Source organism: Enterobacter sp. ECC-219, from assembly GCF_043966805.1.
GTDB classification, from domain to species: Bacteria; Pseudomonadota; Gammaproteobacteria; order Enterobacterales; family Enterobacteriaceae; genus Enterobacter; species Enterobacter cloacae_N.
The window spans coordinates 2,527,521-2,541,427 of the sequence record NZ_CP143680.1 but is presented as its reverse complement, the minus strand read 5'-3'; the positions used below and the strand labels follow the sequence as shown (position 1 = coordinate 2,541,427).

The following is a 13,907-nucleotide window of genomic DNA, read 5'->3' as shown; positions in this document are numbered from 1 at the left end:
TTTTTACGCTTTGTTGTTCAGTACCAGCTGACCATTTCCATCAAGTGGAATTTGGGTACCCGGGTCTTTATCCATGCGGATTTTGCCCTGCTGATCGCCAATTTTATACGTCACGTCATAACCCAGCATTTTCTCCGACTTGTCATAGACGGTTTTGCAGCGCTGCTGAGTCGTAGTGTAGGTATCATTATCCTGCATCGCGCCCTGCACCTGGTTACCGGCATAGCCGCCACCCAGCGCGCCGACCACGGTCGCCACATCTTTGCCCCGGCCGCCGCCGAACTGGTGACCAATCACCCCACCCGCTACCGCACCGAGAACAGAGCCGGCAATACGGTTTTCATCCTGTACCGGACGACGATGGGTTACGGAGACGTTACGACACTCCTGACGAGGGGTTTTTACGGTTTCTTTAATAGGCGTTGCGGAAACCACCTGCGCGTACTGCGGGCCGCGATCTAAAACGTTGAGACTGGCAACAGCTGCCACACCTAACGCAGCTGCGACACCAATCCCTATACCCGCCAACATTGATTTATTCACGGGACTTCCTCCTTTGTTGCTATTGGTAACAATTCTGCAATGGAGGCGCGGCTTCGCCAATAAGACAAAGGCTCAAAAAGGGGACATCGGGGAGAGATATATCGTGTTTAGGAGAACTCTTAAGTCCCTAATCCACGACGAGCAGCATGATATGCTAAAAACTCCCCCCGGAGGGCCCGGAGGGAGTGAAAGATTAGTGCAGCTTCAGACGCGGACGAATGACGCGGTTGATTCTGCCCACCAGCATCATCAGGCCCGTTTTAAAGTAGCCGTGCAGCGCGATCTGGTGCATACGGTACAGGGAGATATACACGAAGCGTGCAATGCGCCCTTCCACCATCATCGAGCCACGCATCAGGTTACCCATCAGGCTACCGACGGTAGAGAAGTTTGACAGCGATACCAGGGAACCGTGGTCTTTATAGATATACGCCTTCATTGGCTTACCTTTGTACTGCGCCAGAATATTGTGCAGCACCAGGCTTGCCATCTGGTGAGCGGCCTGAGCACGCGGCGGCACGAAGCCCCCTTCAGGACGCGCGCAGGAGGCACAGTCACCAATAGCAAAAATATCAGGGTCACGCGTGGTTTGCAGCGTTGGCTCCGTAACCAGCTGGTTAATGCGGTTCGTCTCCAGACCGCCGATCTCTTTCATAAAGTCAGGCGCTTTGATACCTGCCGCCCAGACCATCAGATCCGCTTTGATGTACTCGCCGTCTTTGGTGTGCAGGCCGCCTTCGTCGGCGCTGGTTACCATGGTCTGTGTCAGCACCCGCACGCCCAGTTTCGTCAGTTCATTGTGCGCCGCGCCGGAAATGCGCGGAGGCAGCGCAGGCAGAATACGCTCACCCGCTTCAACCAGCGTCACGTTCAGCGCTTCGTTAGTTAACCCTTTGTAACCGTAGCTGTGCAGCTGTTTCACCGCATTGTGCAGCTCCGCGGACAGCTCTACGCCCGTCGCGCCGCCGCCGACAATGGCAATGTTAACCTTGCCGTTCGCACCCATGTTACTGGTGTACTTCAGGAACAGGTTCAGCATTTCCTGATGGAAACGACGCGCCTGGTGCGGGTTATCGAGGAAGATACAGTGCTCTTTCACGCCCGGCGTGTTGAAGTCGTTGGAGGTACTGCCGAGCGCCATCACCAGCGTGTCATACGGCAGTTTACGCTCAGGAACCAGCAGCTCGCCTTTATCATCACGCAGCTCTGCCAGGGTGATGGTTTTGCTTTCGCGGTTGATATCCACCACCGAGCCCAGCTGGAACTGGAAATGATGGTTGCGCGCGTGCGCCAGATAGCTCAGCGCGTCCACGCCCTCATCCAGAGAACCGGTCGCCACTTCATGCAGCAGCGGTTTCCACAGGTGGCTGTGGTTACGATCCACCAGCGTAATTTTGGCTTTTTTACCGCGCCCCAGCTTCTTGCCTAACTGTGTGGCCAGCTCCAGCCCGCCAGCACCACCGCCTACAATCACTATCTTTTTCAATGGCGTAGTCAACGTGACCCCCTCAAATTATTAACCAATTGTTAATTAAAAGTTATGAAAATAACCCTTAATTAACAACAGGTTACAGCACTGAAACCATTCAGGTGCATTGAGAATAACACGTCAGGCGCATTGGTCATACCAAAATTGATATGCATCAAGTTTTGATGGCTTAAAAGTATACAATTCTGGACAAAAAGAAACCCGGTGCGCGTTCGCGACCGGGTTTCTGAAGCGGCAGGCTGTGGTTTAGCCCAGTGTTTTAAAGGCTTTGATGCGCTGGAGGTGCGGGGAGATGTTTTTGAACTTGTGGGTCTGCTCTTCGTCCCAGACTATCTCATAGTAATGATGCAGGAGTTCTGCAGCCCGGTGGCTGTTGAGAGCCTCATCATTACGCGACAGGATCACCAGGCAGCGGTCACGGTTCTTCTCCCGAAAATTGCTGACGCATTTGGTCGCAATATCGACATACTCTTCCGGGCGGTCGATCTTGCCTTCCATGTTCTCGTTCGGGAAAAGGTTAGGATTGAAGACCACCTGGCGGATGTCGCACAGGAAACCAATCCGCTCCGCCCAGTAGCCACCCAGCCCCACGCCGCAAATCAACGGGCGGTCGTCAACGTTGAGCTGCAGCATTTTGTCCACCTCTTTGAGCAGATGCTGCATATCATGCTTTGGATGGCGCGTGCTGTAGCTGATCAACCGTACATCAGGATCGATAAACTGCAGCTGCAGCACTTTCTCATGATTACCAGGACTGTTTGAGTCAAAACCGTGTAAATAGATGATCATTGTCTTCTCACCACGCTACGCCTTCCGGGAGGGTTTACAGGCTGGCTTTATGTGCCTGCCAGCGCTCGTTCAGGTCTTCAAGCCGGGCGTTGACCGTCTTCCAGCGCGCCGAATCCATCAGCTCCTGACGGCTAAATGAACCTTTATGATACAATTGTGTAACACGCTCGGCATTGATCGGCGACAGGTTATCCAGCACGCTAACGGCACCTTTACGATTATTGCAGACCAGGATCATATCGCAACCTGCATCCAGCGACGCCTGACCGCGTTCAGCGTAACTGCCCATGATCGCCGCCCCTTCCATCGATAAATCGTCAGAGAAAATCACGCCGTTGAAACCCAGCTCCTGACGCAGAACGGTCTTCAGCCAGTGCGGAGAGCCGCTGGCCGGACGCGGGTCGACGTCGCTGTAAATGACGTGCGCGGGCATGATGGCGTCCAGCTTGTTATCGGTGATAAGCGACTGAAAAACCGACATATCTTTCGCGCGGATCTCCGCTTCCGGGCGCGGATCGCGAGGGGTCTCTTTATGCGAGTCCGCCGTTACCGCCCCGTGGCCCGGGAAGTGTTTCCCGGTAGTTTTCATCCCGGCATCGTGCATGCCGTCAATGAAGCGGGTCGCCATGGCCAGCGCAATACGCGGATCTTCATGGTAGGAGCGCTCGCCAATCGCGGCGCTGATATGTCCCACGTCCAGCACCGGTGCAAAGCTGATGTCGATATCCATGGAAATCATTTCACTGGCCATCAGCCAGCCGGCTTCCTGAGCCAGATTTGCCCCCTCTTCCATGCCGAGCAGCGCGGCAAAAGACTGGGCTGCAGGCAGGCGGGTAAAACCGTCGCGAAAACGCTGCACGCGACCGCCTTCCTGATCGACGGCCACCACCAGATGATTGCGCGACGCGGCGCGGATCTGGCGCACCAGTTCACGCAGCTGCGCCGGATCGTGATAGTTGCGGGTAAACAGGATCAGGCCACCCACCAGCGGATGCGCCAGAATTTCACGCTCCTCCGCATCCAGCTCAAACCCTTCAACATCCAACATGACTGGACCCACACTCACCTCTCTTATCCTTTCGTTTGTAACCGGCGCCAGGCATCGTCTGCCAGCGCAATAAATTGTTTATCTTCAGACTGCTGTAAACGCATCTCAAACCAGCCCGCCATCAGCATGATGACCCATGGCCGCCAGCGTCTTACCTGGCGCGCCAGCGCATCGGCGTCAAAGTGCGCCACTCTGGCATACTCTGTGATGAGTTTCTGCCGCGCGGCTTCACTTTCCGTCCAGACCGCGGCCAGCTCCAGCGCCACATCGCCGTCTCCGGCATATTCCCAGTCGATAAGCCTGGCTCCCTGTGGCGTATGCACGATGTTCCCGGCATGCACATCCATATGCAACGGGGAGAGCCGAATCGGTTGCGGCTCGCCCGTTTTACGCAGCCGTTTGAGATGCGCAAGCCACACTGGGTTACGTCTTGCTGGAGAGGCTTGCTGCCAGTAGTTTTCCAGCAGCGGAAGTAAGGTGATTCGCCATCCCAGACGCTGTTGCTGGTGCAGATGATACAGCATCGCCGCAAGCGCCTGCGTGTCCGGCAGCGCGCTTTTTACCTCCCCCTCCAGGTAGTCGACGGCCATCCAGCCCTGCCTGAAAAAACGGGGTTCCGGCACGAGATCCGACGGAAGACGCCTGAGGGCGCGAAACTGACGGCGAAAATGGAAAGCGGGCGCGAAAGGATCGTGATTCTGCCGCAAGACCAGGCGGTGCTCGCCCTGCGCTATAATGCAACTCGCGCCGCCAAGCCCGGAGTGGGCCTGCGGCGCGATAAGGCGGTACTGCGGAAAAAAGCGCGTCAGAATGTCTTCACGCGTGCTGTCATTGTTGCGTAACCGCACCTTTACCTGACCAGATAATTTCGCCTGTCTGAACCAGCATCAGCTGCATTTGCAGGGCTGGGGTATTCACGTTGCCGGTCGCGTTAGAGTACAGCACATACTGTGCGCCAACGTTGCGGGCAATGCCAATCGCCTTGCTGCGGGTGCCGAGACTATCCTGCGGCGACAACCCCAGCTGCTGTTTGGCTACCGCGAGCTGCTGAGCAGAGACCAGCGTAAACTTACCGTTGTTTGCCAGAGCGTTGCGCAGCGTTTCTGTCGCTTCGCCCGCGTTCAGCGAACCGTTGGTACGGTTGTTCACGCTATCGACCAGCAGCACGCTGCCTGCCGTCACGCCCTGAGCCTGCAGCATTTTGCCGACCATCGGCTGCATCGCACCGTTCCAGTCATAGTGGCGCACGCGCGGCGCAGGCTGTGACGTCTGGTCCGGATGTTCAATCGGGCCAGGCTGGGACGGAATCGACGGTACCGACGGCACGGTTGGCTGCGGCTGCGTTGGCGTCGTCGGCTGTTTAGTACCCGGTTTAGCCTCTTCCACGGGCGCAGGCTGTTCAGTACGGGTCACACACCCTGCAAGGAACAGAGCGAAAGCTGTCACGAGCGCATAACGGCTCAAATTTTTAATCAAGGTTCACCCCTTACAGATAAAGATAAAGTCTCACCTTATGCGCACCCAGATAGCTGGCGCTGTCATAGAGCGTTACCGACGACCTTGCCGGAAGGGTGACGCTGCGCGGCGCCTCCAGCGGATGCATCTCAAGACCTCTTACGTCATACCAGAAAAAACGGTAGTGGACCGTTACAGGTTCATTTCTTTCGTTAAAGAGCGCAGAGGAAGCAGAAGACTTAATTTCACTGATCGTTAACGCGGGCTGTTGCGCCGTAATGCCCGCGGCCAGCACGGAGGATTCCATCACCAGCGTCTGTTCATCGCTCACGGGGATCGCCGGACGCGTGCTGCATCCTACAATCATCATCGTCATTACCAGCGCTGCAATACGCCCTTTAAACATGTTACAGACCTTTGTGAGCCAGCATCGGTCCCAGCGGACGTCCACCCAGCAGATGCATGTGAATATGATAAACTTCCTGGCCGCCGTGACGATTACAGTTCATGATCAGTCGATAGCCGTCTTCCGCTATGCCTTCCTGCTCGGCAATTTTCGCAGCCACCGTCAGCATACGACCTAATGCCACTTCATGCTCGGTTTTTACGTCGTTTACGGTCGGAATCAGAATATTGGGAATGATAAGGATGTGTGTCGGTGCCTGAGGGGAAATGTCCCGGAAAGCCGTTACCAGTTCATCCTGATAGACGATATCCGACGGGATTTCGCGGCGAATAATTTTACTGAAAATCGTTTCTTCGGCCATGACCTTTTCCTTTTTTGTTAAATCTGGCGTGGTGCGTCCGCTGTTAACACACTCTCTGAATGAGTGCGCGACACAATTCATGAGTATGAGCGAGTTTCTCCTGTCCTTTCAACCTCCTCCCCCGAATTCTTTGTTGAATATTCATCAGCTGACTGAAGAGTGACCGCTCGCGCGTCTAAACGAGCTGAAACATTATTTCAGTTCCGCTCGACACATCTGTTTACATCATTAATAGCAATGCGTATATTTCGCATTTGCATTTTCATGCGCATTTTTAACATAGAAAACGACGTCAGACCGTGTCTTCGGGACTGACGCAGCTAACCTTCACCGTTCATTAAGGGTTTGATAATGTCTTTCAATCATCACACCAGGGATGGGCAACGTCAGTCTGTCGCAACGCCTTCGTTGCTGGCAGCCTGTATTGCCATGGCATTGATGCCAGCCGTGAGTTTTGCCGCCTCCACAGGCGAAGATACCGTTGTGGTTGATGGCGGTTTCGATAGCGTCCCGGATGCCTCCAGCGGGCAGGATCGGGATTACAGCGTAAAGACCACTACCACGGGGACCAAACTGCTCCTCGTGCCCCGCGATATTCCGCAGTCCGTTAGCGTCATTAGCCAACAGCGCATGGCGGATCAGAACCTGCAGTCTATCGGCCAGGTGTTAAACAACACGACTGGCGTAACGGCGCAGGTCCAGGACAGCGACCGTACCGTATTTTATTCACGCGGATTTTTCGTCAGCAACTACGCCTTTGACGACCTGCCAACCTCCATCAGCGAAGTGTGGAACTTCGGCGACACTGCCGCCGATACCGCGATTTACAACCGTATCGAAGTGGTCCGCGGCGCAACCGGGCTGATGTCCGGTACCGGCAACCCGGCGGCGTACGTCAATATGGTGCGCAAACATGCAGACAGCAATGAATTCAAAGGCAATGTCTCCGCCAGCTACGGCAGTTGGGACAAACAGCGCTACGTGCTGGATCTGCAGGCACCGCTGGTAGAGTCCGGGAAGGTGCGGGGACGCCTGATTACGGGCTATCAGGACAACGACAGCTTCGTGGACAACTATCACTACCGGAAGAAGTTCCTTTACGGCGTGATGGATGCTGACGTTACCGACAGCACGACCCTCTCAGTGGGGTATGAGTATCAGGAAAGCCACACCGCCGATCCGACCTGGGGCGGGCTGCCGACCTGGTACAGCGACGGCAGTAAAACCGATTACAGCCGTAGCCAGACCGTCGCGCCTGACTGGGCCTACTCGGACAAGGACAGCACCCGCATCTTCGCTAACCTGACACAGCGTTTCGATAACGGCTGGGAAGCGCACGTCAACGGCATGCACGCGGAGACCAACTTCGACAGCAAGCTGATGTATATGTCCGGCTATCCCGATAAACAGACCGGTGCGGGCATGGTGGGCTACGGCGGCTGGAACAAAGGTGAACGCAAACAGGATGCGGTTGATGCCTTCCTGCGCGGCGGCTTCGATCTTTTCGGCCGTCAGCACGAGATGATGTTTGGCGGCAGCTTCAGCCGACAGCGCAACCATTATGACAACAGAATGCCGGATGCGCTGTACGGCATGGTTGACGTGGGGAATTTCAAAAACTGGAACGGGAATATCGCCGATCCGCAGTGGACGCCGTGGAAGCTCTACAGCCAGGACGACATCCGCCAGTCATCGGCCTATACTTCCGCCCGCTTCTCGCTGGCCGACCCGCTGCACCTGATCCTTGGGGCGCGCTACACCAACTACAACATTCGCTATAACCCGGCGGGCTCTCCTGACACCCGTCTTGAAAGCACCAAAGATGACGTAACGCCTTACGCGGGCCTGGTCTACGATATCAACGAAGACTGGTCGACCTACGTCAGCTATACCTCCATCTTCCAGCCACAGGACAAGCGTGACGCCAGCGGACGCTATCTCGATCCAACGACGGGCAAAAGCTATGAAGCCGGCGTAAAAGCGGATTGGTTCAATACCCGCCTCACCACCTCGCTGGCGATTTTCCGCATTGAACAGAATAACGTGGCGAGCAACACCTATACCTACATGCCGAGCGGTGAGTCGATTTATGAATCGCTGGACGGCGTGGTCAGCAAAGGGATTGAGTTCGAGCTAAACGGCGCCCTGACCGATAACTGGCAGCTGACGTTCGGCGCAACCCGCTACATTGCGGAAGATAAGAACGGCAACGCTGTCAGTTCCGATCAGCCGCGCACGACAATGAAGCTGTTTACCCGTTATCAACTGCCAATGCTGCCAGCGCTGACAGTAGGCGGTGGCGTAAACTGGCAGAACAAAGTGTGGACAGATGTGGACGGTGGCCCGGCGGGACAATCCCGCGCAGAGCAAGGCAGCTACGGGCTGGTTAACCTGTTCAGCCGTTATCAGGTGACCAAAGATTTTGCTGTTCAGGCGAACGTTAACAACCTGTTTGACAAAGAGTATTACGACTATGTCGGCTCTTACGTGGTTTATGGCGCGCCGCTGAACGTCTCGTTGAGCGCGAGCTACGACTTCTGAGCGTTAAGCCGCCACCTGGCACAACAAACTACAGCAATAAAAAAGGCAGCCATTCGGCTGCCTTAGTCTCCCCAGGTCACAGCTTAGCTGTTGCGGATGTACTCATCCATTTCGGTTTTCAGGTTATCGGATTTGGTCCCGAAGATTGCCTGAACGCCCGAACCTGCAACAACCACGCCTGCTGCGCCCAGTTTTTTCAGACCCGGCTGGTCTACTTTCGCAACGTCAGCAACGCTCACACGCAGACGAGTGATGCACGCGTCCAGGTTAGTGATGTTCTCTTTACCGCCGAACGCGGCAACCAGTGCCGGAGCCATTTCGCTGGTCGCACCTGCTTTGCTGTCTTCTGTTGCATCTTCACGACCCGGAGTTTTCAGGTCCAGTGCTTTGATCAGCACGCGGAAGATGGTGTAGTAAACAACGGCATAGCACGCACCCACGATTGGGAACAGCCACAGCTTGCTGCTGTTACCGGACAGAACGATGAAGTCGATCAGGCCGTGAGAGAAGGACGTACCGTCACGCATACCCAGCAGGATACAGATTGGGAACGCCAGGCCAGCCAGTACAGCGTGGATGATGTACAGGATCGGCGCAACGAACATGAAGGAGAACTCGATCGGCTCGGTGATACCGGTCAGGAACGAGGTCAGCGCTGCGGAGATCATGATACCGCCCACTTTTGCACGGTTTTCTGGCTTAGCAGAGTGCCAGATAGCAATCGCAGCAGCCGGCAGGCCGTACATTTTGAACAGGAAGCCACCAGACAGTTTGCCTGCAGTTGGGTCACCCGCCATGTAACGTGGGATATCGCCGTGGAACACCTGACCCGCTGCGTTGGTGAATTCACCAATCTGCATCTGGAATGGAACGTTCCAGATGTGGTGCAGACCGAATGGCACCAGGCAACGCTCGATGAAGCCGTAGATACCGAACGCGACAACCGGGTTCTGGTAAGCAGCCCACTGAGAGAAGGTCTGGATCGCGGAACCGATTGGTGGCCAGATGAAGGACAGGATCACGCCAGTGAAAATCGCTGCCAGACCAGAGATGATCGGAACAAAACGCTTGCCCGCGAAGAAGCCCAGATACTCAGGCAGCTTGATGCGATAGAAGCGGTTGAACATATACGCTGCAATCGCACCGGAGATGATACCGCCCAGAACACCAGTATCTGCCAGGTGTTTCGCGGCAATCTCTTCTGCCGGTAAATGCAGAACCAGTGGCGCAACCACGGCCATGGTTTTCACCATAATGCCGTAAGCAACCACTGCAGCCAGCGCAGAAACGCCGTCGTTATTGGTGAAGCCCAGCGCAACACCGATAGCGAAGATCAGAGGCATATTAGCAAAGACGGAACCGCCTGCTTCAGCCATCACATGGGAAACTACGGCTGGCAGCCAGCTGAAGTTAGCAGAACCGACACCCAGCAGGATACCTGCGATAGGCAGTACGGATACTGGCAGCATCAGCGATTTACCGACCTTTTGCAGGTTAGCAAATGCATTCTTAAACATAATTGAGAGTGCTCCTGAGTATTTGTGCTTTTTTTACGCTTTCACGCATTGGCCCGGGGGGAGTACCGTGCCGTGGACAGGACATCTAAGCGCCCTTTATTTATTACACAGAGTAAAATAATTCCCTCTGAGTTTGTTTGACGGCTATCACGTTTCAGCTTAAGGCGGTCGAAAAACTTTCAGTAATTTACAAAAAGCATGTCTGGATGTTTCTAAGAAGACCGTTACCGCCCCAAATGAGGCGGTGAACTTTACTCGTTTTATTTATTAATTACGAGCCTAAAAAAAACAGGCTTATCAGACGGATTGCAGGCGGGCGGGGTCAATATGGAACAGCGCAGAGAAGTTTTGCGTCGTGACGCGGGCCAGTTCTTCGATACTGACGCCTTTAAGCACGGCCATGTACTCCGCTACGTCTCGCGTCATGGCCGGCTGGTTCTCTTTACCGCGATGTGGTACCGGCGCCAGATACGGAGAGTCTGTTTCCACCAGAATGCGATCGAGCGGAACATAACGCGCAGCATCACGGAGTTGCTCAGCGTTACGGAACGTCACGATCCCGGAAAACGAAATATAAAACCCCAAATCAAGCAGTTTACCCGCCGTTTCTCTGTCTTCTGTGAAACAGTGTAGTACGCCACCGCAATCCGTCACGTTTTCTTCCCGGAGGATCGCCAGCGTATCGGCGCGCGCGTCGCGGGTATGCACGATGACGGGCTTGTTCAGTTCGCGGCCAATGCGGATATGGTTGCGGAAGGACGCCTGCTGACGCGGTTTCGTTTCCGGCGTGTAAAAATAATCCAGCCCGGTTTCACCCATCGCCACGACGCCCTCTTCTGCTGCCAGTCGGCGCAGATCTTCTACGTCATACTCTTCATCCTGGTTCAGCGGATGAACGCCGCAGGAGAACACCACGTTATCGCGAACGCCCACCAGCTCACGCATTGAGCGATACCCCGGCAGCGTCGTCGCCACCGCAAGACAAAATTTCACATCGCGGGCAGCGGCTTTCGCCAGCACGTCATCCACGTCGTTGTGCAGGGATTGATAATCCAGGCCATCAAGATGGCAGTGTGAGTCGACTAAAAACATAATGTCTCTCTCAGAGATGGGAAACAGGCGGCGTAACGCCTGGTTGCAGGTAATGTTCGATACGCAACAGCTGGTCTGTCAGCAAAAGCTCGCGATTAAGACCCGTCACGGTTAAAAGCTGTTCGCGGCTCTCGCAAACATCATGAAGGATAGCGTGCAGAGACGCGCCTGTAAGGCGGCTCGCCAGCATGTTCACCAGGTGCCACGCGTCCGGGTTAGTCAGAAGCGTTGCCCCTTGCTGGATTTTTAGCGCATCCAGAAGCAGGGAGGCCAGCCAGTGCAGACGCTCAACGGCCCGATCGCTATTCAGTGCAGGCAGTAAACCCAGCCAGTCCTGGGTGTTAAGTGAAGCCTCAAGGGCCCGGCAGAGCGCTTCTCGCTGCGACCAGACGTCAGGCTGCAGTAACGCCAGCGCCGCCGCGGGTGCGCCGCTGCTGAGGCGCAGCGCAGACAGCGCGCTCTCCTGTGACGTTGTCACCTCTCGTTCCAGCCAGCTCAGCGCCCACGATTCCTGGGGCACCGTCAGGTGATGAAGGCGGCAACGGCTGCGCAGCGTCGCCAGCAATCGTCCCGGATCCCGGCATGAGAGGAAGAACCACGTTTTTTCCGGCGGCTCTTCCAGGGTTTTAAGCAGAGCGTTCGCCGCCGCCTCGGTGAGCAGCGCAGCGTCGTTGAGCCAGACAACCTTCGCCCCGCCCAGTCGCGCATGTTCATACAGTTTCTCGCTGACTTCACGCACGGCATCAATACCGAGCGCGCTTTTGCCCTTCTCAGGCTCAAGCGTATAGTAGTCAGGATGCGTGCCCGCCTGCATCAGCTGGCAGCCGCGGCATTTACCGCAGCTTTTGTGCCCTTCCGGCTGCTGGCACATCAGGAAGCGGGTGATGGCGTAGATCAATGCATCATCCCCCATTCCCGGCAACGCCTGAATCAGTAGCGCATGATGCCCCCGCCCGGCCTGATAGCTGCCGATGAGCTGTTCAAAGTGCGGGCGCAACCATGGATACCATTTCATGCCTGCTGCTCCTGTAGCCACTGCGTAACGGTCTGCCGAATATCTCGCGTCACGTTTTCCAGAGATTGCGTTGCATCAATGGTACGAATTGCGCTGTCCTGTGCGGCCAGTTCAAGATAACGTGCGCGCGTGCGGTTAAAGAAGTCAAAAGACTCCTGTTCAATGCGATCCAGTTCGCCGCGCGCGCGGGCGCGTTTGAGGCCCACTTCCGGGGTCACATCCAGATAGAGCGTCAGGTCCGGGCGAAAATCCCCCAGTACGGCATCACGCAGGGTTGCCAGCATCGTCTGGTCAATACCGCGCCCACCGCCCTGATAGGCCTGAGTCGACAGATCGTGACGGTCGCCAATCACCCACTTGCCTTCGGCCAGAGCAGGTTTAATAACGGTCTCAACCAGCTGGACGCGGGCCGCGTAAAACATCAGCACTTCGGCTTTGTCAGTGATAACTTCGTCGCCAACGGATTTAATGTCCAGCACCAGGCTACGCAGTTTCTCCGCCAGCTGAGTACCGCCCGGCTCGCGGGTGAAAACCATGTCGGAAATGCCGAGCGATTTCAGCGTATCGACCACCACGTTGCGGGCTGTGGTTTTACCCGCCCCTTCGAGTCCCTCAATGACAATGTATTTACTGCGCATTTTTTTCCTTAAGTGCCTTCAGATAGTCCTGAACAGAGCGATTATGGCTGGCAAGGTTGGTGTTAAAGGTGTGCCCCCCTTTTCCATCAGCCACAAAATAGAGGTACGGAGTTTTGGCCGGGTGCGCGGCGGCTTTGAGCGAAGCCTCGCTCGGCGTGGCTATCGGGCCCGGCGGTAAACCGTTAATCACGTAGGTATTATACGCCGTTGGCGTTTCCAGATCTTTTCTGGAGATCTTGCCGGCGTAGCTCTCGCCCATGCCGTAGATGACGGTCGGGTCGGTTTGCAGACGCATGCCGATTCGCAGACGGTTGATGAATACCGAAGCGACACGATCGCGCTCGGCAGCAACGGCAGTCTCTTTCTCGATGATCGAGGCCATTGTCACAAACTGGTTTTGATCTTGATAAGGCAGCCCGTCCATGCGCCCTTCCCAGGCGGAATCAACCGCCGCAACCATCTTTTTGTGTGCCCGTTTAAGAATCGCCACATCGGTCGTGCCTGCCGTATACATCCAGGTGTCAGGCCAGAACCAGCCTTCTACCCACTCAGGATGTTCAAATTTCAGCACCTCGGCGACCGTCTCGTAACGGTCATCTTTGAGCGTATGCTTGATGTAAGGCGCATCACGTAATTGTTTAAGGTAATCGCTCAGGCGCATCCCTTCGACAAAACGCAGCGGGAACTGTGCCTCTTTACCACTTTCCAGCAGCTGTAGCATCTCTCTGACGGTCATGCCGGGCGTAAAGCGATAGGTGCCAGCCTTGAAGTGAGACAGTTCAGGCTCAATACGCAATAACCACTGGAACACGCGTGGACGGTTGATGATTTTATCCCCGTAAAGCTGCTCGCCCAGCGCCATCCGCCCGGTACCTGCTTTCAGGGTAAAAATCGTCTCGTCTTTAATCAGGATTTTACTGTCCGCCAGCTGGCGAACCTTCCATACTCCCGCTCCGCCGGCGATACCCAGCGCAACGATCAGGAGAAGGACAAAGCGCAACATTTTCTTCATG

14 protein-coding genes are annotated in these 13,907 nt (G+C 55.6%); 1 reads left to right on the top strand and 13 read right to left on the bottom strand.

The genetic code is table 11. The features are described from left to right. Positions 1–3: 3 nt before the first annotated feature. The 8 genes from V1603_RS11970 to hinT all read right to left on the bottom strand — a co-directional run bounded on the left by V1603_RS11970 (position 4) and on the right by hinT (position 6,091). Positions 4–543, bottom strand: a complete 540-nt coding sequence (locus tag V1603_RS11970; protein WP_028012731.1) for a glycine zipper 2TM domain-containing protein — start codon at positions 541–543, stop codon at positions 4–6. Between the two features lie 193 nt (positions 544–736). Beyond that, entirely contained in the window at positions 737–2,041 is a 1,305-nt protein-coding gene (locus V1603_RS11965; protein ID WP_233002362.1) for an NAD(P)/FAD-dependent oxidoreductase, read from the bottom strand. Positions 2,042–2,278: 237 nt separating this feature from the next. Then, positions 2,279–2,821, bottom strand: coding sequence for an alpha/beta hydrolase YcfP (gene ycfP / locus V1603_RS11960; RefSeq protein WP_008500781.1), 543 nt, complete (start codon positions 2,819–2,821; stop codon positions 2,279–2,281). Positions 2,822–2,855: 34 nt separating this feature from the next. After that, on the bottom strand, positions 2,856–3,881 hold the full coding sequence (nagZ, locus tag V1603_RS11955; RefSeq protein ID WP_163329602.1) for a beta-N-acetylhexosaminidase: 1,026 nt from the start codon (positions 3,879–3,881) through the stop codon (positions 2,856–2,858). Positions 3,882–3,892: 11 nt separating this feature from the next. Further along, positions 3,893–4,717 carry a thiamine kinase gene (thiK, locus tag V1603_RS11950; RefSeq protein ID WP_116340647.1) on the bottom strand — a complete coding sequence of 275 codons (825 nt, stop codon included), beginning with the start codon at positions 4,715–4,717 and terminating at the stop codon, positions 3,893–3,895. After that, positions 4,698–5,342, bottom strand: coding sequence for a penicillin-binding protein activator LpoB (gene lpoB, locus V1603_RS11945; RefSeq protein WP_166712682.1), 645 nt, complete (start codon positions 5,340–5,342; stop codon positions 4,698–4,700). The genes thiK and lpoB overlap by 20 nt, the downstream gene beginning before the upstream one ends. 13 nt (positions 5,343–5,355) lie before the next feature. Further along, positions 5,356–5,730, bottom strand: coding sequence for a YcfL family protein (locus V1603_RS11940; protein WP_163328765.1), 375 nt, complete (start codon positions 5,728–5,730; stop codon positions 5,356–5,358). Between the two features lies 1 nt (position 5,731). Continuing rightward, positions 5,732–6,091, bottom strand: a complete 360-nt coding sequence (gene hinT / locus V1603_RS11935) for a purine nucleoside phosphoramidase (RefSeq protein ID WP_006809243.1) — start codon at positions 6,089–6,091, stop codon at positions 5,732–5,734. A 351-nt stretch (positions 6,092–6,442) separates the two neighbouring features. Here hinT and fhuE point away from each other — a divergent pair, with 351 nt between their 5' ends. After that, a complete protein-coding gene (gene fhuE, locus V1603_RS11930; RefSeq protein ID WP_395312684.1) occupies positions 6,443–8,632 on the top strand; it encodes a ferric-rhodotorulic acid/ferric-coprogen receptor FhuE in 2,190 nt (729 codons plus the stop codon). 83 nt (positions 8,633–8,715) lie between these two features. Here the strand turns inward: fhuE and ptsG are convergent, their stop codons facing one another. The 5 genes from ptsG to yceG all read right to left on the bottom strand — a co-directional run bounded on the left by ptsG (position 8,716) and on the right by yceG (position 13,906). After that, complete coding sequence (gene ptsG / locus V1603_RS11925) at positions 8,716–10,149, bottom strand: PTS glucose transporter subunit IIBC (protein WP_028012724.1); 1,434 nt, start codon at positions 10,147–10,149, stop codon at positions 8,716–8,718. A 297-nt stretch (positions 10,150–10,446) separates the two neighbouring features. After that, positions 10,447–11,241 (bottom strand): metal-dependent hydrolase, encoded by a 795-nt coding sequence (locus tag V1603_RS11920; RefSeq protein WP_116340654.1) that lies wholly within the window; start codon positions 11,239–11,241, stop codon positions 10,447–10,449. 10 nt (positions 11,242–11,251) lie between these two features. Further along, positions 11,252–12,256 (bottom strand): DNA polymerase III subunit delta', encoded by a 1,005-nt coding sequence (holB, locus tag V1603_RS11915; RefSeq protein WP_395312683.1) that lies wholly within the window; start codon positions 12,254–12,256, stop codon positions 11,252–11,254. Further along, positions 12,253–12,894 carry a dTMP kinase gene (gene tmk, locus V1603_RS11910; protein WP_116340658.1) on the bottom strand — a complete coding sequence of 214 codons (642 nt, stop codon included), beginning with the start codon at positions 12,892–12,894 and terminating at the stop codon, positions 12,253–12,255. Before tmk ends, holB begins: the two co-directional genes overlap by 4 nt. Further along, entirely contained in the window at positions 12,884–13,906 is a 1,023-nt protein-coding gene (gene yceG / locus V1603_RS11905) for a cell division protein YceG (protein WP_116340660.1), read from the bottom strand. The genes tmk and yceG overlap by 11 nt, the downstream gene beginning before the upstream one ends. Between the last annotated feature and the right edge of the window lies 1 nt (position 13,907).

What these genes read in the sequence shown, in the direction of transcription:
- ycfP (WP_008500781.1), bottom strand. Translation starts at nt 2,821, where the DNA reads ATGATCATCTATTTACACGGTTTTGACTCAAACAGTCCTGGTAATCAT.
- V1603_RS11940 (WP_163328765.1), bottom strand. Translation starts at nt 5,730, where the DNA reads ATGTTTAAAGGGCGTATTGCAGCGCTGGTAATGACGATGATGATTGTA.
- hinT (WP_006809243.1), bottom strand. Translation starts at nt 6,091, where the DNA reads ATGGCCGAAGAAACGATTTTCAGTAAAATTATTCGCCGCGAAATCCCG.
- fhuE (WP_395312684.1), top strand. Translation starts at nt 6,443, where the DNA reads ATGTCTTTCAATCATCACACCAGGGATGGGCAACGTCAGTCTGTCGCA.
- ptsG (WP_028012724.1), bottom strand. Translation starts at nt 10,149, where the DNA reads ATGTTTAAGAATGCATTTGCTAACCTGCAAAAGGTCGGTAAATCGCTG.
- V1603_RS11920 (WP_116340654.1), bottom strand. Translation starts at nt 11,241, where the DNA reads ATGTTTTTAGTCGACTCACACTGCCATCTTGATGGCCTGGATTATCAA.
- holB (WP_395312683.1), bottom strand. Translation starts at nt 12,256, where the DNA reads ATGAAATGGTATCCATGGTTGCGCCCGCACTTTGAACAGCTCATCGGC.
- tmk (WP_116340658.1), bottom strand. Translation starts at nt 12,894, where the DNA reads ATGCGCAGTAAATACATTGTCATTGAGGGACTCGAAGGGGCGGGTAAA.
- yceG (WP_116340660.1), bottom strand. Translation starts at nt 13,906, where the DNA reads ATGAAGAAAATGTTGCGCTTTGTCCTTCTCCTGATCGTTGCGCTGGGT.